The organism is Mesorhizobium cantuariense, assembly GCF_042647205.1.
Lineage (GTDB): Bacteria > Pseudomonadota > Alphaproteobacteria > Rhizobiales > Rhizobiaceae > Mesorhizobium > Mesorhizobium cantuariense.
In genome coordinates this window covers 7,012,615-7,033,388 of the sequence record NZ_JBHRVD010000001.1, presented here as the reverse complement: position 1 = coordinate 7,033,388, position 20,774 = coordinate 7,012,615, and the positions used below count along the sequence as shown (strand labels likewise).

The window sequence follows — 20,774 nt, the reverse complement described above, 5'->3', positions numbered from 1 at the left end:
TTGTCCATTGCGCCATCCGCGCTGCCGATCAGCATGCGCCGGATCGAGAAACGATTTGGCAGCGTAGCGGTGCTGCGCGACCTGAACCTCGATGTCGAGGCCGGTGAATTCCTGACGCTGCTCGGCCCTTCCGGCTCCGGCAAGACGACGCTGCTGATGATCCTGGCCGGCTTTGTGCGGGCCAATGCCGGCTCGATCAGGGTCGGCGACGACGAGATCATCACCACGCCGCCGCACAAGCGCAACATCGGCATGGTGTTTCAGAACTACGCGCTGTTTCCGCATATGAACGTCTTTCACAACATCGCCTTTCCGCTGAAGCAGCGCGGCGTCGCCCCTGCCGAGACAGCCGAGCGTGTCGAGAAGGCGCTCGATCTGGTGAAATTGCAGGGGCTGGGCGAGCGCCGGGTCGACCAGCTTTCCGGCGGCCAGCGCCAGCGCGTGGCGCTGGCGCGCGCCATCGTCTTCGAGCCGCGCATCGTGCTGATGGATGAGCCCCTGTCGGCGCTCGACAAGGGCCTGCGCGAGCACATGCAGATCGAGCTGCGCGCCCTGCACCGCCGGCTTGGCATGACCACGGTCTATGTCACGCACGACCAGCGCGAAGCCATCACCATGTCGGACCGCATCGCTGTCATGAACGGCGGGCGCATCGAACAGCTCGACAAGCCTGAAACCCTCTACGCCACGCCGCGGACGCGGTTTGTAGCCGGCTTCATCGGCGAATCAAATTTCATTCCGGTCGAATGCCGCAATGGCTCCGTCTGGTACGAGGACCGCAGAATCCACACCGCAGCGCCGGCGCCGACAGCCGGCCAGCACCTGATGGTGGTGCGGCCAGAAAAGCTGCGGCTGCTGGCAAATGCCGAACAGCCAAACGGCGTCAATGTGCTCGAGGCGACGCTCAGCGACATCATCTACCAGGGCGACAGCTTCGTCTGCTACGCGGTGTTGCGCGACGGCCGCCAGCTGACACTGCGCGATTATTGCCGCAGCGATGTGCTGGCGAAAATGCCGGCGCCCGGCCAGCCGGTCAGCCTCGGCCTCGATGCGCAGGACACGATCCTGGTGGCGGCAGACTGATGAGCGCGCAGCCCGCCCTCATGGAAGAGATTGGCAGCGGCGCAGGCCGGGAGCTTAACACGCAGGCACTTCGCGCCGACGCCCGGCGTGAATCACTACGGCTGCTGGCGCTGCTGTCGCCGAGCCTGTTCCTGGTCTTCGCCATCATCATCGTGCCCATCGGCTGGCTGTTCTGGCTGTCGCAGTTCGACGAGGCCGGTGCGCTAAGCGCCGCCAACTATGCGCGCTTCTTCGAACAGGCCTCCTACATCAAGACCTTCGTCACCACCTTCAAGGTCGCCCTCATCGTCACCGGCGCCTGCGTCCTGCTCGGCTACCCCCTGGCCTACATGCTGTCGCAGCTGCCGCGCCGGGCGGCGTCGATCTGTCTGATCTTCGTCATCCTGCCGTTCTGGACATCGGTTCTGGTGCGCACCTATGCCTGGCTGGTGATCCTGCAGCGCAAGGGCCTGATCAACAGCTGGCTGATCGACCTCGGTGTCATCAGCCAGCCGCTGTCGCTCGCCAACAATTTTTCGGGCGTCGTCATCGGCATGACCCACATCTTGCTGCCGTTCCTGGTGCTGCCGCTCTACGCCTCGATGAAGACCATCGACACCGACTGCCTGCGCGCCGGCATGAACCTTGGCGCCGGTCCGGTCGCGACCTTCCGGCAGATCTTCTTTCCGCTGTCGCTGCCCGGCCTCGCTTCGGGCGTGGTTATCGTCTTCGTGCTCTGCCTGGGCTTCTTCGTCACGCCTGCGCTGATGGGCGGCGGCAAGGTCATCATGTGGGCGATGCGCATGGAACAGACCACCAGCCTCTATTCCAACTGGGGTGCGGGCGCCGCACTTGGCGTGGTGCTGCTGGTGGTCACGCTGGCGCTTCTCGGCCTGTTCCAGTGGCTGCTCGGCGCGCGCGCCACCGGTGTGTGGAGTTCGCGATGAGCGAGGATATCGGCCTGCCGATCTCGCACCGGCAACGTCTGTGGCTCTATTGCCTCGGCGGCCTCGTGCTGCTGTTCCTGATCGCGCCGTCGATCATCATCGTCATCATGTCCTTTTCGGATTCGACGCTGCTGCAATTCCCGCCGCAGCAATGGTCGCTGCGCTGGTACCAGGCCTATTTCGGATCGCTGGAATGGCGTGACGCCACGATCGTCTCGGTCAAGGTGGCTGTTATGACAGTGCTGGTGGCGACACCGCTCGGCACTGCCGCAGCCTATGCGATCAACAGGGGCACGCTGCGCTTCAACGGCACCATCAACGCGCTGCTGACGGCGTCGCTGATCGTCCCGGTGATCCTGATCGGCATCGGCACCTTCTTCCTCTATGCACGCATCGGGCTCAACAACACGCTGACCGGGCTGGTCATCGCGCATACGGTGCAGGCGCTGCCGCTGGTGGTGCTGACCGTGCTTTCCGGGCTGCGCTCCTACGACATGAACCAGGAACGCGTGGCGCGCAGCTTAGGTGCCGGCCGCGTCGCCGCCTTCTGGCAGGTGACGATGCCGCAGATCCGCTTCTCGATCGTCTCGGGCGCGCTGTTTGCCTTCATCACCTCCTTCGACGAGGTGGTGGTCTCGCTGTTCATCTCGGGCGGCGAGACGACGACATTGACGCGCCGCATGTTCAATGCGCTGCGTGACCAGATCGACCCGACGATCGCCGCCATCTCGACCTGCCTGATCGTGCTCTCGGTCGTGCTGTTGTCGGTTGCGCAGATCTTCGGCCGGCGGCATTGATTTCAAGTGACCAATTCGCAGAAGTGACCAGGGGATATCCAGACAGAATGCGTGATTTCCAGTTTCCCGGCCGCTCGCCGGTTCGTGCCACCGAGGCGGTTGCCGCGACGTCGCATCCGCTAGCAACCCTTGCGGCGATCGAGATGCTGCGCTCCGGCGGCAACGCCATGGACGCCGCGGTCTGCGCCGCAGCGGTGCAGGCGGTGGTCGAACCGCAGTCGACCGGCATCGGCGGCGATTGCTTCGTGCTCTACAGTCCGGCGGGACAAGGCAATGTGCTGGCCTTCAACGGCTCCGGCCGGGCGCCGGCCAAGGCGACGGTCGACTGGTATCTCGAAAAAGGCTTCGACCGCATCCCGCTGCAGGGACCGCATGCGGTCACCGTGCCGGGCGCCGTCGATGCCTGGAGCCGCTTGCTCGAGGACCATGGCCGCAAGGGCCTTGCCGAGGCGCTGGCGCCGGCCATCCATTATGCCGAAAACGGCTATGTCGTGCATGACCGCGTCGCCTTCGACTGGGCCGAACCGGAGACCGACCTGTCGGCCGACGAACATGCCGCGCGCATCTTCCTGCCCGGCGGCAAGGCGCCGAAGGCCGGCGATGTCCACCGGCAGCCGGAACTGGCGGCCACCTTGCGCATCATCGCCAAACACGGCCGGTCCGGTTTCTACGAGGGCGCCGTCGCCGACGACATAGTGCGCCGGCTCAACGAATTGGGCGGCCTTCATTCGGCTGAGGATTTCGCCTCGACCAGAGGCGACTATGTGGCGCCGGTCAGCATATCCTATGGCGGCCATGACATTCACCAGATGCCGCCGAACAATCAGGGGCTGACGGCGCTTTTGATGCTGAATTTGCTGTCGGGCTTCAAGCTTGGCGGGCTCGACCCCAATGGCGCGGAGCGCCTGCATCTGGAGATCGAAGCCGGGCGGCTGGCTTACCGCGACCGCGACCGTTATGTCGGCGACCAGGACGTTATTCCGGTGCCGGTCAAGCAGCTTCTGTCCGGCGCCTATGCCGACCGGCTACGCGCCGAGATCGACCGCGAACGCGCCATGACGCATCTGCCGCGCGTGGACCTGCCCGGCAGCGACACGGTCTACATCTCCATCGTCGACCGCGACCGCAACGCGGTCTCCTTCATCAACTCGACCTATTATTCGTTCGGCAGCGGCGTCGTCGGCCCGAAGACCGGTGTCGTGCTGCAGAACCGCGGCTCGAGCTTCCGCCTTGAGCCTGCGCACCCGAACGCCATCGCGCCCGGTAAGCGGCCGATGCACACGATCATGCCCGGCATGGCGACGAAGAACGGCCGCGTCGTGATGCCGTTCGGTGTCATGGGCGGTGGCTACCAGCCGTTCGGCCATGTCCATCTGCTCACCAACATGATCGACTTCGGCATGGACCCGCAGCAGGCGCTGGATGCGCCGCGAGTGTTCTACAATGACGACACGGTGGAGGCCGAGCGTGGCGTTCCTCTTGATGCGATCGAGGGCCTGCGCCGGCGCGGCCACCGCATCGCCGAGCCGCATCACCCGCTGGGCGGTGGGCAGGTGGTGCTGATCGACTGGGAGAAGGGGACGCTGACCGGCGCCTCCGATCCGCGCAAGGATGGTTTGGCGCTTGGCTACTGACGCGATCCGTTGTCCAATGGCGTATCCATATCGAGGCAAGCCCGTCAGCGGGGCTCCCAATAGTCCTTCGAAATCCATCCGGTGACCATGACCAATACTGCAAATCCCAAAGACCTCTCCCGCCGTCTCGCCGCCGGCGCCGATGATGCGCCCGCCATCCTGGCTCCCGACAGGGCGACGCTCAGCCATGGCGGATTGCGCGGTCTGATCGCCGCCACGGCCGAACAGCTGCGTGCGCGCGGCATCGGCCGGGGCGACAGGGTGGCGATCGTGCTGCCGAACGGACCCGAGATGGCCACGGCCTTCGTCGCCGTGGCGGCCGCCGCCTCGACGGCGCCGCTCAATCCAGCCTACCGGGCCGACGAACTCGATTTCTACCTGACCGACATCGGCGCCAAGGCGATCCTGGTTGCGGAGGGCGAGACCGGACCGGCGGTGACGGTGGCCGAGCGCCTCGGCATCGGCGTGCTGCGGCTTGTCGCGCAACCTGACGCACCGGCGGGGAGTTTCAGGATAGAGGGCGCGGCGATCGGACCGCCGGCAGCGCCTGATATGGCGCAGGACGGCGACATCGCGCTTCTGCTGCACACCTCCGGCACGACATCGCGGCCAAAACTGGTGCCGCTCAGCCATGCCAACATCGCGGCCTCGGCCGCCCATATCGGCGCGACGCTGGGCCTGACGGCCAATGACCGTTGCCTCAACATCATGCCGCTGTTCCACATTCACGGCCTGATCGCGGCCGTGCTGTCGTCGCTGGCTGCAGGCGGCAGCATCTACTGCACGCCGGGCTTCAATGCGCTGCGCTTCTTCCAGTGGCTGAGCGAGGCACAGCCAAGCTGGTACACGGCGGTGCCTACCATGCATCAGGCGATCCTGCCCAGGGCGGCGCGCAACACCGAGGTGCTGGCGGCAGCGCGTCTGCGCTTCATCCGCTCGTCCTCGGCGTCGTTGCCGGCGCAAGTGATGGCCGAGCTGGAGGCGACCTTCGCCTGCCCGGTCATCGAATCCTACGGGATGACCGAGGCCGCGCACCAGATGGCGTCGAACCGGCTGCCGCCGGGCCAGCGCAAGCCGGGCAGCGTCGGTGCCTCCGCCGGTCCGGATGTGGCTGTGATGGCGCCTGACGGGCGGCTGCTCCAAGCCGGCGAGACCGGCGAGATCGTCATTCGCGGACCCAATGTGACCGCCGGCTACGAGAAGAACCCGGATGCCAACGCCACGGCTTTCGCGCATGGCTGGTTCCACACCGGCGACCAGGGCGTGCTGGACGAGGACTTCTATCTCAGGGTCACCGGACGGCTCAAGGAGATCATCAACCGCGGCGGCGAAAAGATCTCGCCGCTCGAGGTCGACGATGTGCTGATGGATCATCCGGCGGTGGCGCAGGTCGTCACCTTTGCCATGCCGCATGACAAGCTTGGCGAAGAGGTGGCGGCGGCGGTGGTGCTGCGCGAAGGCATCAGTGCCTCCGAGGGCGACATTCGCACCTATGCCGCGACGCGGCTTGCCGACTTCAAGGTGCCGCGCAAGATCCTGATCCTGGATGAGATCCCCAAGGGCGCGACCGGCAAATTGCAGCGCATCGGCCTTGCCGCCAAACTCGGACTTTGACGATGAAGATCACCATCTTCGGCGCCGGTGCGATCGGCGGCTATCTCGCGGCCAAGCTCGCCATCGCCGGCAGGATCGATCTTTCAATCGTCGCGCGCGGCGCGCATCTGGAAGCGATCCAGACAAATGGCCTGCGCCTGATCGAGGATGGCCAGGAGATGTCGGTCCCCGTGCGGGCCTCTGCCAAGGCCGAAGAGCTTGGCGCCCAGGATTATGTCGTGCTGGCGCTGAAGGCTCACTCCCTCACCCCAGCCCTTGACCAGATCGCGCCGCTGCTTGGGGCTCACACATCAGTCGTCACCATGCAGAACGGCGTGCCGTGGTGGTATTTCCACGGCGTCGGCGGGCCGCTCGCAGGCACCAGGCTGAACGCGGTCGATCCGGGCGGCGCGATCTGGCAGCGGATCGGACCGCAGCGTGTCATCGGCTCGGTCGTCTATCCCGCCGTCGAGGTCGACGCTCCCGGCCTCATTCGCCATGTCGAAGGCAAGCGCTTCTCGCTCGGCGAACCCTCCGGCGAGCGCAGCGAACGGGTCACGCTGCTGGCCGAGGAGATGGTCAAGGCCGGGCTGCAGGTGCCGGTGCGCGACGATATCCGCAGCGAAATCTGGGTGAAGCTGTGGGGCAATCTCTCCTTCAACCCGATCTCGGCGCTGACCGGCAGCACGCTGGCGGCAATCGTCGCCGACGAGGGCACCCGCACGCTGGCCCGCACCATGATGCTGGAAGCGCAGGCGATCGGCGAAAGCCTGGGCGTGCGTTTTCCCATCGCGGTCGACCGGCGCATCAAGGGCGCCGGCGATGTCGGCGAGCACAAGACCTCGATGCTGCAGGATCTCGAGCGCGGCCGGCCGATGGAGATCGACGCGCTGGTGACGGCCGTGCAGGAACTTGGCCGGCTAACGGACAAGCCGACCCCCACCATCGATGCCGTGCTGGCGCTGGTGCGGCGGCTGGCGATAGAGCGCGGGTGTTATGTGTGAGGGGCGCTTAGGGGTAAATCAGAGCCGTGGCATGAGCACCTTGGCCTCAAATCCCAGCTTGACTAGAGTTAGTAGCATGCTGAACGCCATTCACCACGTCGCGCTCATCTGCACCGACTACGACCGGTCGCGACGGTTCTACGTCGGACTCCTCGGCCTCGATCTGATCCGGGAGGTCTATCGGGAGGAGCGGCAGTCATGGAAGGCGGATCTGCGGATCGGGTCGGTCCAACTGGAATTGTTCTCCTTCCCTGCACCGCCGATGCGGCCGTCCCATCCAGAGGCGACAGGCCTGAGACATCTGGCATTTGCGGTGGCTAATCTTGATCCCGTAATTATGCGCCTGGAAGCCGCAGGCGTTGCCGTTGAGCCAATCCGGATCGACCCATATACAGACCAACGGTTTACCTTTTTCAGAGACCCAGATGGATTGCCGCTGGAACTCTACGAGGCCCCATAAGGAACGGTTCGCTTTCGCGACGGGCGTTGTGTACTGACGGTCTCATCGGTATCGGCGGAGCCGCGAATCTGTGCTAAGCCGCCGCCCAACCAACCAAAGGACGACACCAGTGAGCGAACCGACCGTGGCCGAGGCGACCGAAAGCATCTATGCATCGCTCCGGGCGGACAATGCCGACATCGACGCACATATCGCAACGCTTAAGGCGGCGCTGACACGAGAGGGGATAAAACAGGCGGTGTTCGATCCGACCAAGTTGGCGCAGAACAACCGCTCGGGCCGCAAATTGATGCAGGCTTATTTTCGGCAGCGCGGCGTGAGCGTGAGGTTTTCGGACCAGTAGAACCGCGCGCGGGCGATCTCAACCGCACCGTTGGGAGTTCTCGGCCGGTCCGTCGCCATCCGGACGTCGGGACTGCGCCGCATGTTGGACGTTCGAGGCGGCGATAGACATTCTCCGAAGCCGACGTTCGTTCAGCTTTGCCAGGAGTATCCGTTACGTCATCGTGTCGGTCGCTCGAAATAATGACTTGTCCTGGATCGCGGAAGGGGATGTGACATGGCGGATTCCGATCGGATCGACAAGCTGATCGCAGCGGTGCCCCCCGCCTTGGCGCTTCGCGCCGGGCTGGACCTTGGCATCTTCACCCGGCTCGGTGGCAGCGCAGCGACTGCTGACAGCCTTGGGGCCACGCTCAAAGTCGAGCCCGATCGTCTGTCGCGGCTCCTCTACGCACTCGCCAGCATCGGTCTTCTCGAAGTCGAGGATGGTCAATTTCGCAACGGAGCCGAAGCGTCGGCCTTCCTCGACGCGTCCAAGCCGAGCTATCGCGGCGGCGATCATGCGCTCCTGCGCGAGCTCTGGGGAGCCGACCTGCTGACCGCAGAGTCGCTGCGACAGAACCGGCCGGCTGCGCTGCACGACTTTTCCGAAGCGGAGCCCGACGCCGCGGCGGCCTTCAGCCGCATGCTCGCACCGGGCGGGGTGATTTTCGGCCGACATCTGGCGCAGGAGATGGACCTCTCTGCGGTCGGTTCGGTGATCGACATCGGCGGGGGCGCCGGGACTATACTCGTGGGACTTCGTGAGCGGTGGCCGCGGATTGCGGCGACGCTGATGGAACTCCCAACGGTCGCAGCGGTCGCGCCAGCTATCCTGTCAGAATACGGTGCCGACGACGTGGTTGTTGAAGAGGGGGACATAACTGTCGCGCCATCGATCGGTCGGCACGATCTGGCGATCCTGAAGGCCGTCGTCCAGGTCCTTCCGCCGGACCAGGCGCGCAGTTCGATCCTGAACGCGGCGCGTTGCCTCACACAAGGAGGCGAGATCGCAATTGCGGGGTGGGGTGTGGTCGATGACGACCGCCTCGGCCCGCCTGAGGGTGTCTTTCTGAATCTCACCTTCTTGAACCTCTATCGCCACGGCGAATCGTACACTGAAGGTCAGTATCGCGCGTGGATGACCGAGGCTGGATTCCGGGATATTTCCAGGTCGCGCCTGACGGACGGCTGCACCTTGTTTCGTGGGCGCCTCACGGGCTGATCGTGGCTGAAGGTCGGTTTCGGAGGAAAGGCTCTCCGACGCTTCAGGCCTTCACATTTGACCGGCTCAATAACAGCTATCTGCCACCGCAAGTGCTTCGGCACGGTGAGCTACGTCCAGTGCGCCAATCCGTCGAACCGACGCATAGAACCTGACATAGTCGCCCGAGCACAAGTCGAACAGGCGGAGAAACGCGGTCACCCGATCGCTATAAACGGAAGTCGCGGCGAGCTTTGCATTGTTGATTGGGGACGCGAACCAGGCATCGTATCCCCGGTATCGACCCCAGCGCCTGTCGCGCATGTGTCGGTAGCGCATCCGCAGCCGTTCAATCGCGGCCGTCTTTGCGGCCAGCTTTTGCTCCGAGGTGCCGGAGTTGGAATAGACTTTCGTCAGCTCGTCCCGGGTCTGCGACACCAGCGCAAGAAATTCAGCTTTGCGCCTCCGGGCGGCTTCGTACCGGCGCAATGCGGCGGTATCGCCAGCCGCGCGCAGCCATTTTTTCACGCCGGTTGTTTCGACGGCGACAGCGAACGCCTCATTGAATGCGGAACCGTCGTGCACGTAGACGCGCTGGTGGGCCAGTTCATGGAAAACCAGCCCTGCAAGATAGGTTTCATCCTGGCCGAGCATCGTGCTTAGCAGCGGGTCACTTGACCAGCCAAGCGTGGAATATGCAGTGATGCCCGTCACATAGACGTCCATGCCCTGTCCTTGAAGTTCGACAGCGATTTCAGTCGCGGACTTCTTGGAGAAATATCCCCGGTAGGGAACGCAGCCGAAAACAGGAAAACACCATGTTCGCGGCGTCAGCGAGAATTCCGGCGCGGCGAAGACAGCCCATGTCACCGAGTCCCGACCGATATCAACATAGCTGCGATAGCTGTTGTTGTCGGGCAGCGCCAGTTCATCTGTTGCAAACTGTCGTATGGCGCTCGCCGATGCCATTCGGGCGCGCAATACCTTCGGCGTGGAAGGATCCTCGATCAGCTTTCCGACATCCTGGCGCGCCGTCATGATCTGCAGATGACCCTTCACGGATTGCGCGTAGTAGGAAATACTGGTGCAACCGGTCACGCCGGACACCACGATCACAACGGCAACCAATCGAAAGAATGCGCGCATCACGATTTGCCCACGGCACTGCTCACCCGTTTCGATAGGGCGATTGTCGCGATTGCCCAAGGTCGCAAGCAGTCGCATTGATTTGATCGAGGTCTATAGCTTTCTAAAGAATACGGACAGGTGCTCATTGGGGAGACGCATGCGCCACGTCCGGAACCATGCGTCGCCGTCGGCGCCGAGTTCGCGCCAGCGGCAATAGGGGACGGCGACGGCCAGGTAGCGAGCCCGAAGGCCGGTGAGAAAACCCAGATCCGGGATGTGCTCAAGCACGTCGAACATGACGACGACGTCCGCATCACCAAATGCGGTATGCCATCAGCAGCATCGCCTGGAGCCGTGACGCCAACTGCGTCTACAGGCTAGGCACAATACCTGGTCCGCTCCGCCTTTGCCCTAAAACTCCATACTAAAGATTGTGATGGCATTCATGCCTGACGAGTCCACGCAAACTTTGAATGGTTCGCCCGCATCCTTTTGCCGTATGTGAATGGCACCAGCGCCCCAAGCAGTAACCTCGGCGTTCCCGCTATATGTTTCTTTCCATCCCCAAGGGCTATCACTTACGGAAATGCCAGTTCCCACCTCATAGGTCCTTCCAGGAGCACCTACGATCACATAGTCGATCGACAACACCACATGGTCACTAAACCATTCCCACTCCATTCCGACATTTTTGCACAGATAGGGTGCTGCGTAAGCGATAGGGCTTGAGACTGAGCACAATGCCAGCGTCACAAAACCTAGGAAGTGACGGCGCGTCACCACCTTAACGAACCATCGCCACACGGGTTGCTGCCATCGGCAGAGCCACTTCATCGCCTACGGAGTCGGGGTGCGCCAGCCAGTCCAGAAGTCGGACCGGGATCTGGTTCGACTGCTCAGTGCAAGGCTTCCACACGCTGAGAGTGTTGTCGCCGACAATGCAACTAGAGAGGTTAGTGGTCAGAGAGAGCAGGTCCGTTCCTTCGCTAATGTATTTGTCCCGCAAGACTAGCAGTTGCTGCCGGATTTGAGTCTTGCTCGCAAACGCCGTTTGCAGATCCGCCTCAAACGCCCTCATTTTCTCATCAACTGCCTGCTGATTTACGCAAAGGGTCTCGAAAACCGTCTCGGCAAACAGAACCTTAATGTCCGCATACAAACTCGTGCACGCCGCCAGATCGAGAAGAGCAACGCGGTCCGGCGCCGGAGGCACCACGGTCGGGTTGGCCGGGTCTACAGCCGGTCTTTCAGTCGTCTTGATGAGGGCAGCCCGGGCAACCATACCTAAAGGCAAACCGCTCGAACTCAACAAAATATCCCGGCCGGCAAGGTCCGGTATCTTCGATATTTTCTCTGCGTACTTCCGCCAAGTCGCTACAATTGCTTCGGCGGCACTGTCCCTGATTGCCTTAGAGGCTTGAATCTGTTCGACGGTTTCGTATGCGCGATACTGCGTATCTCCAACGGCAGCGTTCGAATACTGAACGACGACATCCCGGTAGAATGCGGCACTCTCGACGTTGTACATGAAGACTGGTGCGATCGACGGCGGTGCGTCGCTAGGCCGCCCAATGAAGTTCTTCGCAACCTCGGAGGCGGTCTGTATCCATCCGTCGGGTCCAATCTCTTGTTCCACGCTCCTCGAACATGCCGTAGCAATCCGGTTAATGTTCCAGCTAGGATCTGTCTTGGTAAGCCAATTTACATATGAAGCGGCCAGCCAGACATATCCAGAAGCCTGTTCGATCTGCCGTTGTTGATCAGTGACCTGCAACTTGTACTCCGCAAGAGCGCCGGCGGCCATACAGCCTGCCTTCTGCTGAGCATCGACCGTGGATGCGTTCTGCCACGCGATCATCGAAGCGGTCGCCGGCACCTCATACTTCAGAAATGCGATAGCTTCGGGAAGATTACCTTCCGAAGACACCGTCTCCCAGGTTCTGGCAATCTGCGATACGCGTGCAACAAGTTCCCGGGTGCCGCTTTCCGATGTGAAAAGCGCGCTTCGTCTCAACAGATCGCGTTGGAGGTCGGCGAACTGGACGAGGAACCTAGGTGCCAGCGCGGTTGCATCCAAAGAGCTGTACTGGGAGGCAAAGTAAACAGCACTGTCGAGGTCGCCTGAATGAACGGAGTCGCCATAGGATTTGACCAGCTGCGATCCGATCAGATTCAACTTTTCGTCGGAAGGAGGGCGCAATATCGACGTCGATAGCGCTGCAATTCCGGAGAAGAGGCCCAAAAGCGCAACGCCGTACACAAGCCCGGGCCCCAATTTGGCTACGTTCATGTCGGGCCTCCATCTTGACGCAGCTACATAGAACAGAATCGCCAAGGCAACGCTTATAAGCATCACCAGGCTTGCGTAGCGCACTACATTCATCGCAGCGATCTCGAAGTTGTTGATTTGTCGCGTCGCAATGATATCGGCGGAACCAAGTTTCGTAGTAATAACCTCGTCAACCTTCGCAATGTGTTCGCGAATTCTAACGTCCACATCCTCGATTTGCGCGGTAAGTACGGCCGAAACCTGCACAATCCTCGCTTCGGCGGCGACATTCGCATCTTTGACTAATTTATCGATCAGCCGCCCGCCCGTCCCTTCGACTCTGAGGAGGGTTTCATTGGCTACGCGCTGGAATGTGTTGGCGGTCTCGGTTACTGTTGGGCCAGCGAAGCCGGCCAGTCCCTGGCCGAATATTCCGCCTATACCCCGAGCGACAGATCCGACAGCATTGCCGATGTCCTTTAGGGGATTCCACCCAGCCTTGGAGACCTCAACCGTCGAAACCAGAGAAAGCGAAATCAAGCACGCGAGCAAAAATGCGCGGCAAGACCGATTGGTTAACGTATTCATGTATCGAATTCCCCCCCCCAGACTCACACACGGTAAGATTCTTGACCTAGTTCGGAACAAGCGTCCAAGCGTTCGAATCATCGCAAGAAGTTAGATGTACACCAACATTTCTGTCGTTGTTTATGCACTTCTGCTCTCCGTCGTTTGACTTAATTGTTACGGATCTAAGCTTGTTCATTTCGGCGAGCGCTCGATTGAGCTTCGAGATGTTGTCGTTCAGGCACTTGAATCTCATCTCAATATTCGTATTGAGATCGCAATTTGGAAGCTGCGGCAGAGCGCCTTCCCGGGCAAAAGCAGGAACGGTAAACAGTAATCCGCACGCGACAAAAAAACTAAGATTCTTTATCCACATCTGATCGATCCCCTAGGCCAAAGATTGCTTGCTTGTCCGCATGGCCAAGCATGAGCGCAAGGCTATCTATCGCCTCATGCAGCGGAAAAGACCAAGAAATCTTAGGTGCTGCCCCCATCACCTCGAAAGTTGCGCGTTTTTTGCAACTACTTTAATAAAATGTACGATGTTCTGGGAGTGGAGTCGATATCTTCGGAAAAAAATTTGAACCGGAGGTTGGGCGCGTGCTTTTTAGTTCTAGTTTTTTTCTTAGATATCGCCACTGAACTCGGTCCAGCGCTGCAACCCAGCAAGCAAAGAACCTTTGATCTTGCCCGATAAAGAGACGAGCCAAATCGATAAGTTTCGCGAACCGCCAAGGACCCAACACGACCACGGAAACCGGACAGCAGAGAAGTTGAAATACAGGGCGCCCAATCGTCGCCCAGCTTCGAAGATATTTAGCTCATGCTTTCGCCGAATCGAAAGCCGGAGCGCGTGCCAAATGACAACCCTCCGTGACTGTCCCATTATTGTTTACATCAATAAATTTAGTTCCACTACCAATGCTCTGCAACATGAAAACCAACCGATATGGGGCATTAGGAAAACGTTCTAACCGTGGTCGGTGTAAAATCCGAATTTCGACCTAGAGTTGATCAGTCCTTTCCCGCCCGCCCGAAAATCCGCGCATAAAATTCGCCGACAATGCCGCGCCGGAAGATCAGCACACACACCATGAAGATCAGCCCGGTGGCGATGGTCACCGGAAAGCCAGATGTGGCAAGGGTGTTTTCCAGGCCGATGACCAGGCTGGCGCCGATGATCGGCCCGACCATGGTGCCGATGCCGCCGAGAAGCGTCATCAGGATCACCTCGCCCGACATCTGCCAGGTAACGTCGGTGAGCGTGGCGAACTGGAAAACGATCGCCTTGAGCGAGCCGGCCAGCCCGGCCAGCGCCGCCGACATGACGAAGGCGCCCAGCTTGTAGTTGGCGACGGAATAGCCAAGCGAAATGGCGCGGTTCTCGTTTTCCCGGATCGAGCGCAGGATCATGCCGAAGGGCGAATTGACAATGCGCCAGATGGCGAAGACGCCGATCAGGAACACCGCCAGCACGAAATAATACATGTTCAGCGACACATTCACGTCGAGGACGCCAAGCAGCATGCCGCGCGGCACGCCCTGAATGCCGTCCTCGCCTTCGGTGAAGGGCGCCTGCACGCAGAAGAAGAAGAACATCTGCGACAGCGCCAGCGTGATCATGGCGAAATAGATGCCTTGCCGGCGAATGGCGAAAAAGCCCATGACAAGGCCAAGCAGGGCCGCACCCGCCATGCCGAGCAGGATGCCCGCTTCCGGCGGCCAGCCCCAGACCTTGACGGCATGCGCGGTGAAATAGGCGGCGCCGCCAAAGAAGGTGGCGTGGCCGAACGACAGGAGCCCGGTGTAGCCAAGCAGGAGATTGAACGCGCAGGCAAACAGCGCGAAACACAGCATTTTCATCAGGAAGATCGGATAGACTAGGAAAGGCGCCACCAGCAGCGCCGCGATGCCGAGCCCGACCAGCGTCCATTCAAGCCGTGCCGAGGTCCTGGCTTGGGTTTCGCGAAGCGTCAGTTCGGCCATGTCAGATGTCCCTTCCGACATCTCAGATGTCCCTTCCGACATGTCAGGCGTCCCTTCCGAACAGGCCGGCCGGCCGAACCAGAAGCACGATGGCCATGATGACGAAGACCACGAGGTTGGAGGCCTCGGGGTAGAAGACCTTGGTCAGGCCCTCGGCAAGGCCAAGCATGTAGCCGGTGACGATCGCGCCGAGGATCGATCCCATTCCGCCGACCACTACCACGGCGAAGACGACGATGATGAGATCCGATCCCATCAGCGGGCTCACCTGATAGATTGGTGCTGCCAGAATTCCGGCAAGCCCGGCAAGGGCGGAGCCCAGGCCGTAGGTCAGCGTCAGCAGCAACGGCACGTTGACGCCGAAAGCCTGGACGAGACGGGGGTTCTCGGTTGCGGCGCGCAGATAGGACCCCAGCCTGGTCTTCTCGATCAGCGCCCAGGTTCCGAAGCAGACGATCAGCGAGGCGACCACCACCCAGCCGCGATAGTTGGGCAGGAACATGAAGCCGAGATTGGTGCCGCCGGCAAGCAGCGGCGGCACGGCATAGGGGTTTCCCGACACGCCGTAATAATAGCGGAAGATGCCTTCGAGCACGAGCGCGAGGCCGAAGGTGAAGAGCAAGCCGTAGAGCGGATCGAGGTCGTACAGCCTCGACAGCGCCAGGCGCTCGACCACGATGCCAAAGATACCGACGATCAGCGGCGCAAGGATCAAGGCGGGCCAATAGCCGATGCCGAGATGCGTGAGAAGCAGATAGCCGACGAAGGCGCCGAGCATATACTGGGCGCCATGGGCGAAATTGATGACGCGCAGCAGGCCGAATATGACGGCCAGGCCCAGGCTCAGCATGGCGTAGAAAGAGCCGTTGATCAGCCCGACCAGCAACTGACCGAGCAAAGCCTGAACCGGGATTCCGAAGATCATCGTCATGGCGCCATCATACACCTAGGACTTCGTGGAGCTGCGTCATGCGGTCCGGCAGGTCGCCGACCGGAAACCCTGCCACCACCTTGCCGTGCTCCATCAGATAGAAGCGATCGGCGACACGGCTGGCGAAGCGGAAATTCTGCTCGACCAGCAGGATCGTCATGCCGCGCTTTTTCAACGTCGCCAGCAACTCGCCGATGCGCTGTACGATGACGGGGGCGAGGCCCTCCGTCGGCTCGTCGAGAAGCAGCATTTTCACGCCTGTTCTCAACATGCGCGCGATCGCCAGCATCTGCTGTTCGCCGCCCGACAGCCTCGTGCCGGGACTGTTGCGCCGCTCCTTCAGATTGGGGAAGAGATCGAATATCTCCTCGACGCTCATGCCGCCCTCGGCAACGACCGGTGGCAGCACCAGATTCTCGTCGACGGTCAGCGTCGCGAAGATGCCACGTTCCTCCGGCACGAAGCCGATGCCTTGATGGGCGGTGCGGTGCAGCGGCAGCCGCATCAAATCCGCGCCGTCGCAAGCGATCCGGCCGGTTCGCTTGCGGATCAGCCCCATGATGGCGCGCAGCGTCGTCGTCTTGCCGACGCCGTTGCGGCCCAGCAGCGTGACCGTCTCGCCGACAAACACCTCCAGATCGACGCCGTGCAGTGCATGGCTCTCGCCATACCAGGCGTTGAGACCAGCCACCGTAAGGAGAGGTGCAGCACTAGTCATCGGCGGTGCCCATATAGGCGACCTTCACGCGCTCGTCGCGGCTGACCGTGGCGTAATCGCCGGCGGCAAGGACCTCGCCGCGCTGCATGACCGTTATCCAGTCGCAAAGGTCGGCCACGACAGTCAGATTGTGCTCGACCATCAGCACGGCGCGATCCTTGGCCACCGAACGGATCAGGTCGGAAACCGTGGCCACGTCCTCGTGCCCCATGCCGGCCATCGGCTCGTCCAGCAGCAGCACTTTCGGATCGAGCGCCAGGGTGGTGGCGATCTCGAGCACGCGTTTCCTGCCATAGGAAAGATCGCCCGCGAGCCTGTTCCTGGCGTCGTCGAGACCGACCGAGCGCAGCAATTCCTCGGCGCGCGGCGTCAGCCGATCGAGCGCCGCCAGGGAGCGCCAGAACTGAACGCTGAGCCCGCCCGGCCGCTGCAGCGCGACACGCACATTGTCGAGCACGCTGAGGTGCGGAAAAATAGCCGATATCTGGAACGAGCGCACCAGACCCATCCGCGCGACCCTGGCCGGCGCCATGCGGGTGATGTCGTGGCCAAGCAACTCGATCCTGCCGCTGGTCGGCGCCAGGAACTTGGTGAGCAGATTGAAGACGGTCGTCTTGCCGGCGCCGTTGGGGCCGATCAGTGCGTGGATGTTGCCGTGGCGGACATCGAGATCGACACTCTTGACGGCGACGAAGCCGGCAAAGTCACGCCGCAACCCGCGGGCGGAAAGCACCACCCGCGGCTCGTTCGTGTCCAGGTCAGTCGGCGCCATGGGCCGTGCCGATCACTGGCCGGCTGTCGGACAGCCGCTTTCCTTCTCGCTCAGGAAGGCCTCGTTGCCGGGAATGGTGGCGAGGTATTTGTAGTAGTCCCACTCCTTGGTGCTCTCGGCCGGCGATTTGACCTGATAGAGATACATGTCGTGGACCATGTTGCCGTCCGCCTGCACCTTGCCGTTGGCCGTAAAAACGTCGTTCACCGGCATCGAATGCAATTGCTTGGCGACGGCTTCGGTCTCGTCGGTGCCAGCCTTGTCGATCGCTTTCAGATATTGCGTTACCGCCGAGTAGGTGGCGACCTGGATCATGTTCGGCATGCGGTTGGTGCGCTTGAAAAAGCGCAGCGCGAATTCGCGGCTCTTGTCATCGCGATCCCAGTAAAAGCCCTCGGTCAGCACAACGCCTTGCGCTGCCTGAAGGCCCAGCCCATGCACCTCGGCCAGCGTGAAGAGAAGCGCCGCAAGACGCTGACCGCCCTGCACGATGCCGAATTCGGCCGCCTGCTTGATGGAGTTGGAGGTATCGAGGCCGGCATTCGCCAGCCCGATGACCTTGGCGCCCGACGATTGCGCCTGCAGCAGGAAGGACGAATAATCGGTCGCCCCGAGGGGATAACGCACTTCGCCCAGCACCTTGCCGCCGTGACTGTCGACGAACTTGGCGGTCTGCTCCTTCAGCGAATAGCCGAATGCATAGTCGACGGTGACGAAGAACCAGCTGTCGCCACCCTGCTGCACCAGAGAGCCGCCGGTTCCCACTGCCTGCGAGTGGGTGTCATAGGCCCAGTGGAAGCCGTAGGGCGAGCACTGTTTGCCGGTCAGCTCCGTGGTCGCCGCACCGGTAACGATATCGATCTTCTTCTTTTCCTTGGAAATCCCCTGGACGGCGAGCGCCACCGAAGAGGTCGTCAGTTCCATGATGGCATCGACCTGTTCGGTGTCATACCACTGCCGCGCAATGTTGGAGGCAATGTCCGGCTTGTTCTGGTGGTCGGCGCTGATGACCTCGATCGGCGCTCCCTGCACCTTGCCGCCGAAATCCTCGACCGCCATCTTGGCTGCCTCGACCGACCACTTGCCGCCGAAATCGGCGTAGACGCCCGACTGGTCATTGAGGATGCCGATCTTGACCTTGCCGTCGGAAATCTCGGCGGCTGAGGCGGGAACTACAGCCGCGGCAAGAAGGGCGGCCGAAACGAAATAGGATAGCTTCATTGTCTAACTTCCTCCCATCACGATGAAGCCGACCGGCCCTCCACGATCGATCATCGGCAAGACGAACATGAGGAAGATGAGCATGATCGGCAAGAGGCCATTACGGATTTCATGGCCGAAGCGACGCGCTTTGGCGGCATAATTCCGGCCCTAAGCCCGGAGATGGAACACAAATATGTGAACCGCTCCGGCGGCACGGTGGCCGTCTTGCGCTACCGGAGTCCCGGCGCGGCTGCGGTGTGCTCTCCGCCGGACCGGTAACCGCCTCAGCCCTCGGCGGCAACGAGATGGCCGTTGCCGACATCCCTCAGCGCCAGTTTCAGCGGCGCCTCGCCGATCCCGCGGGTGGCGCTCGGGATCTCCTGGTCGAGGCGGGCGAAGCGGCTTCTGCGCTTGCCCGGATCGGGCACCGGAACGGCTTCGATCAGCCGCCTGGTGTAGGGATGGCGCGGGTTGGAAAAGACCTGGTCGCGCGTGCCCATCTCGACGATCTGGCCGAGATACATGACGGCGACGCGGTCGGAGATGTTCTCGACCACAGCCATGTCGTGCGAGATGAAGAGATAGGCGACGCCGAATTCGCGTTGCAATTCCTTCAACAGATCGAGCACGCGCGCCTGCACCGAGACGTCGAGCGCCGAGACGCTTTCGTCGGCGATGATCAGCTTCGGCCGCAGCGCAAGAGCACGCGCGATGCAGACGCGCTGGCGCTGGCCGCCGGAGAATTCATGCGGATAGAGCTCCATCTGGTCGGCCGACAGGCCGACGCGCTCGAACAAGCCCGCCACACGCTGGCTGCGCTCTTCCTTCGAGGCGATGCCATGGATCAGCAGCGGCTCCGCGACGAGGTCGCCGACGCGCATGCGTGGGTCGAGCGAGGCATAGGGGTCCTGGAAAATCATCTGCACGTCGCGGCGCACCGCCTTGCGCTCGTCGCGGCCGAGCCCCGACAGATTGCGCCCGCCAATGACGATGTCGCCGCTGTACGGCACCAGTCCGGCCAGTGCCTTGGCGGTGGTCGACTTGCCGCAACCGGATTCGCCGACCAGCGCCAGCGTCTCGTTGGGCGCGATCGAAAAGCTGACGCCTTCGACGGCATGGACACGACGGGTGACCCGGCCGAAGAAGCCGCCATGCAGGTCGAAGCGGACATGTAGATCCTTGACCTCAGCGACATTGGCCGGCGTTGCCGTCTCGACATCCCTGGATTTCTGGCGGCCGACGCCACTGCCCATGCGCGGCACGGCAGCGAGCAGCTCGCGCGTGTACTCGGCTTGCGGCCGGGCGAAAATGTCTGACGTTCTTCCCGCTTCGACCATGCGGCCATGCCGCATGACGATGACGCGGTCGGCCATTTCGGCGACGACGCCCATGTCGTGAGTGATCAGGATGACGCTGGTGCCGTGCTGGCGCTGCAGGTCGCGCAGCAGCTCAAGCACTTCGCCTTGCACAGTGACGTCGAGCGCCGTCGTCGGCTCGTCGGCGATCAGCACGTCCGGCTCAAGCGCCAGCGCCATGGCGATCATCACCCGCTGGCGCATGCCGCCAGAGAGCTCGTGCGGAAATTGCCTTAGCCGGCTTTCGGCTTCCGAAATGCGCACCGCCTTCAGCGCCTCGATGGCGCGCTGGCGGGCCTCGCTCTGTGACAGGCTGGTATGCGCCTCGATGGACTCGGTCAGTTGCCGGCCGATCGACAGAACCGGGTTGAGCGAGGTCATCGGCTCCTGGAAGATCATGGCGATACGGTCGCCGCGAATGCGGCGCATCCGGCGCTCGTCGAGATCAACCAGATCGGTATCGCCGAGACGGATCTTACCCGACGATATGCGGGCGGCAGGCTGCGGCAGCAATTGCATGATGGCCAGCGCCGTCATCGACTTGCCGGAACCGGATTCGCCGGCGATGCAGAGCGTCTCGCCGCGCGAAAGCGTCAGCGACAGGTCGGAGACGACCTCGCGCTCGCCGTCCTCGCCGCGCACGCTGACGGAGAGATTGGCGATGTGGAGGATGGGTTTTGTTTCGCTGATCATCGCAGGCGCAACCCCCACCCGGACCTTCGGTCCGACCTCCCCACAAGGGGGAGGTAGGGCGGCAGCGTTTTACCCTCCCCCTTGTGGGGAGGGTCGCTGCGAAGCAGCGGGGTGGGGGTGCGGCGCCGAC

Annotated in this window: 18 protein-coding genes; 9 read left to right on the top strand and 9 right to left on the bottom strand. The window is 62.1% G+C overall.

What is annotated here, in order from left to right:
• The 9 genes from ACFOJ9_RS34370 (at position 1) to ACFOJ9_RS34330 (ending at position 9,043) form a co-directional block, all read left to right on the top strand.
• Entirely contained in the window at positions 1-1,083 is a 1,083-nt protein-coding gene (locus tag ACFOJ9_RS34370) for an ABC transporter ATP-binding protein (protein ID WP_378985939.1), read from the top strand.
• Entirely contained in the window at positions 1,083-2,009 is a 927-nt protein-coding gene (locus ACFOJ9_RS34365; RefSeq protein WP_378985937.1) for an ABC transporter permease, read from the top strand. Before ACFOJ9_RS34370 ends, ACFOJ9_RS34365 begins: the two co-directional genes overlap by 1 nt.
• On the top strand, positions 2,006-2,806 hold the full coding sequence (locus ACFOJ9_RS34360; protein ID WP_378985935.1) for an ABC transporter permease: 801 nt from the start codon (positions 2,006-2,008) through the stop codon (positions 2,804-2,806). Before ACFOJ9_RS34365 ends, ACFOJ9_RS34360 begins: the two co-directional genes overlap by 4 nt.
• A gap of 47 nt (positions 2,807-2,853) precedes the next feature.
• Positions 2,854-4,440, top strand: a complete 1,587-nt coding sequence (gene ggt, locus ACFOJ9_RS34355; protein WP_378985933.1) for a gamma-glutamyltransferase — start codon at positions 2,854-2,856, stop codon at positions 4,438-4,440.
• A gap of 87 nt (positions 4,441-4,527) precedes the next feature.
• Positions 4,528-6,054 carry an acyl--CoA ligase gene (locus ACFOJ9_RS34350; protein WP_378985931.1) on the top strand — a complete coding sequence of 509 codons (1,527 nt, stop codon included), beginning with the start codon at positions 4,528-4,530 and terminating at the stop codon, positions 6,052-6,054.
• A gap of 2 nt (positions 6,055-6,056) precedes the next feature.
• Positions 6,057-7,037 carry a 2-dehydropantoate 2-reductase gene (locus ACFOJ9_RS34345; RefSeq protein ID WP_378985929.1) on the top strand — a complete coding sequence of 327 codons (981 nt, stop codon included), beginning with the start codon at positions 6,057-6,059 and terminating at the stop codon, positions 7,035-7,037.
• 76 nt (positions 7,038-7,113) lie between these two features.
• On the top strand, positions 7,114-7,497 hold the full coding sequence (gene gloA2 / locus ACFOJ9_RS34340; protein WP_378985927.1) for an SMU1112c/YaeR family gloxylase I-like metalloprotein: 384 nt from the start codon (positions 7,114-7,116) through the stop codon (positions 7,495-7,497).
• A gap of 109 nt (positions 7,498-7,606) precedes the next feature.
• Positions 7,607-7,840, top strand: coding sequence for a hypothetical protein (locus ACFOJ9_RS34335; RefSeq protein WP_352870067.1), 234 nt, complete (start codon positions 7,607-7,609; stop codon positions 7,838-7,840).
• A 216-nt stretch (positions 7,841-8,056) separates the two neighbouring features.
• Complete coding sequence (locus ACFOJ9_RS34330; protein WP_378985925.1) at positions 8,057-9,043, top strand: methyltransferase; 987 nt, start codon at positions 8,057-8,059, stop codon at positions 9,041-9,043.
• Between the two features lie 66 nt (positions 9,044-9,109).
• Here the strand turns inward: ACFOJ9_RS34330 and ACFOJ9_RS34325 are convergent, their stop codons facing one another.
• From ACFOJ9_RS34325 to ACFOJ9_RS34285, 9 genes are all read right to left on the bottom strand, one after another.
• A complete protein-coding gene (locus tag ACFOJ9_RS34325) occupies positions 9,110-10,168 on the bottom strand; it encodes an aminopeptidase (RefSeq protein WP_378988244.1) in 1,059 nt (352 codons plus the stop codon).
• A 93-nt stretch (positions 10,169-10,261) separates the two neighbouring features.
• Entirely contained in the window at positions 10,262-10,447 is a 186-nt protein-coding gene (locus ACFOJ9_RS34320; protein WP_378985923.1) for a hypothetical protein, read from the bottom strand.
• 487 nt (positions 10,448-10,934) lie between these two features.
• Entirely contained in the window at positions 10,935-13,007 is a 2,073-nt protein-coding gene (locus tag ACFOJ9_RS34315) for a hypothetical protein (RefSeq protein WP_378985921.1), read from the bottom strand.
• A 993-nt stretch (positions 13,008-14,000) separates the two neighbouring features.
• Positions 14,001-14,972: a branched-chain amino acid ABC transporter permease gene (locus ACFOJ9_RS34310; protein ID WP_378985918.1), complete on the bottom strand. Its 972-nt coding sequence runs from the start codon at positions 14,970-14,972 to the stop codon at positions 14,001-14,003.
• Positions 14,973-15,015: 43 nt separating this feature from the next.
• Positions 15,016-15,903: a branched-chain amino acid ABC transporter permease gene (locus ACFOJ9_RS34305; protein ID WP_378985914.1), complete on the bottom strand. Its 888-nt coding sequence runs from the start codon at positions 15,901-15,903 to the stop codon at positions 15,016-15,018.
• 7 nt (positions 15,904-15,910) lie between these two features.
• The gene (locus tag ACFOJ9_RS34300; protein ID WP_378985911.1) at positions 15,911-16,621 is read right to left on the bottom strand and encodes an ABC transporter ATP-binding protein; all 711 of its coding nucleotides are present in this window, start codon (positions 16,619-16,621) and stop codon (positions 15,911-15,913) included.
• Entirely contained in the window at positions 16,614-17,393 is a 780-nt protein-coding gene (locus tag ACFOJ9_RS34295) for an ABC transporter ATP-binding protein (protein WP_378985909.1), read from the bottom strand. The genes ACFOJ9_RS34300 and ACFOJ9_RS34295 overlap by 8 nt, the downstream gene beginning before the upstream one ends.
• 12 nt (positions 17,394-17,405) lie before the next feature.
• Positions 17,406-18,614, bottom strand: a complete 1,209-nt coding sequence (locus ACFOJ9_RS34290; protein ID WP_378985907.1) for an ABC transporter substrate-binding protein — start codon at positions 18,612-18,614, stop codon at positions 17,406-17,408.
• A 266-nt stretch (positions 18,615-18,880) separates the two neighbouring features.
• Complete coding sequence (locus ACFOJ9_RS34285; protein ID WP_378985905.1) at positions 18,881-20,644, bottom strand: ABC transporter ATP-binding protein; 1,764 nt, start codon at positions 20,642-20,644, stop codon at positions 18,881-18,883.
• Between the last annotated feature and the right edge of the window lie 130 nt (positions 20,645-20,774).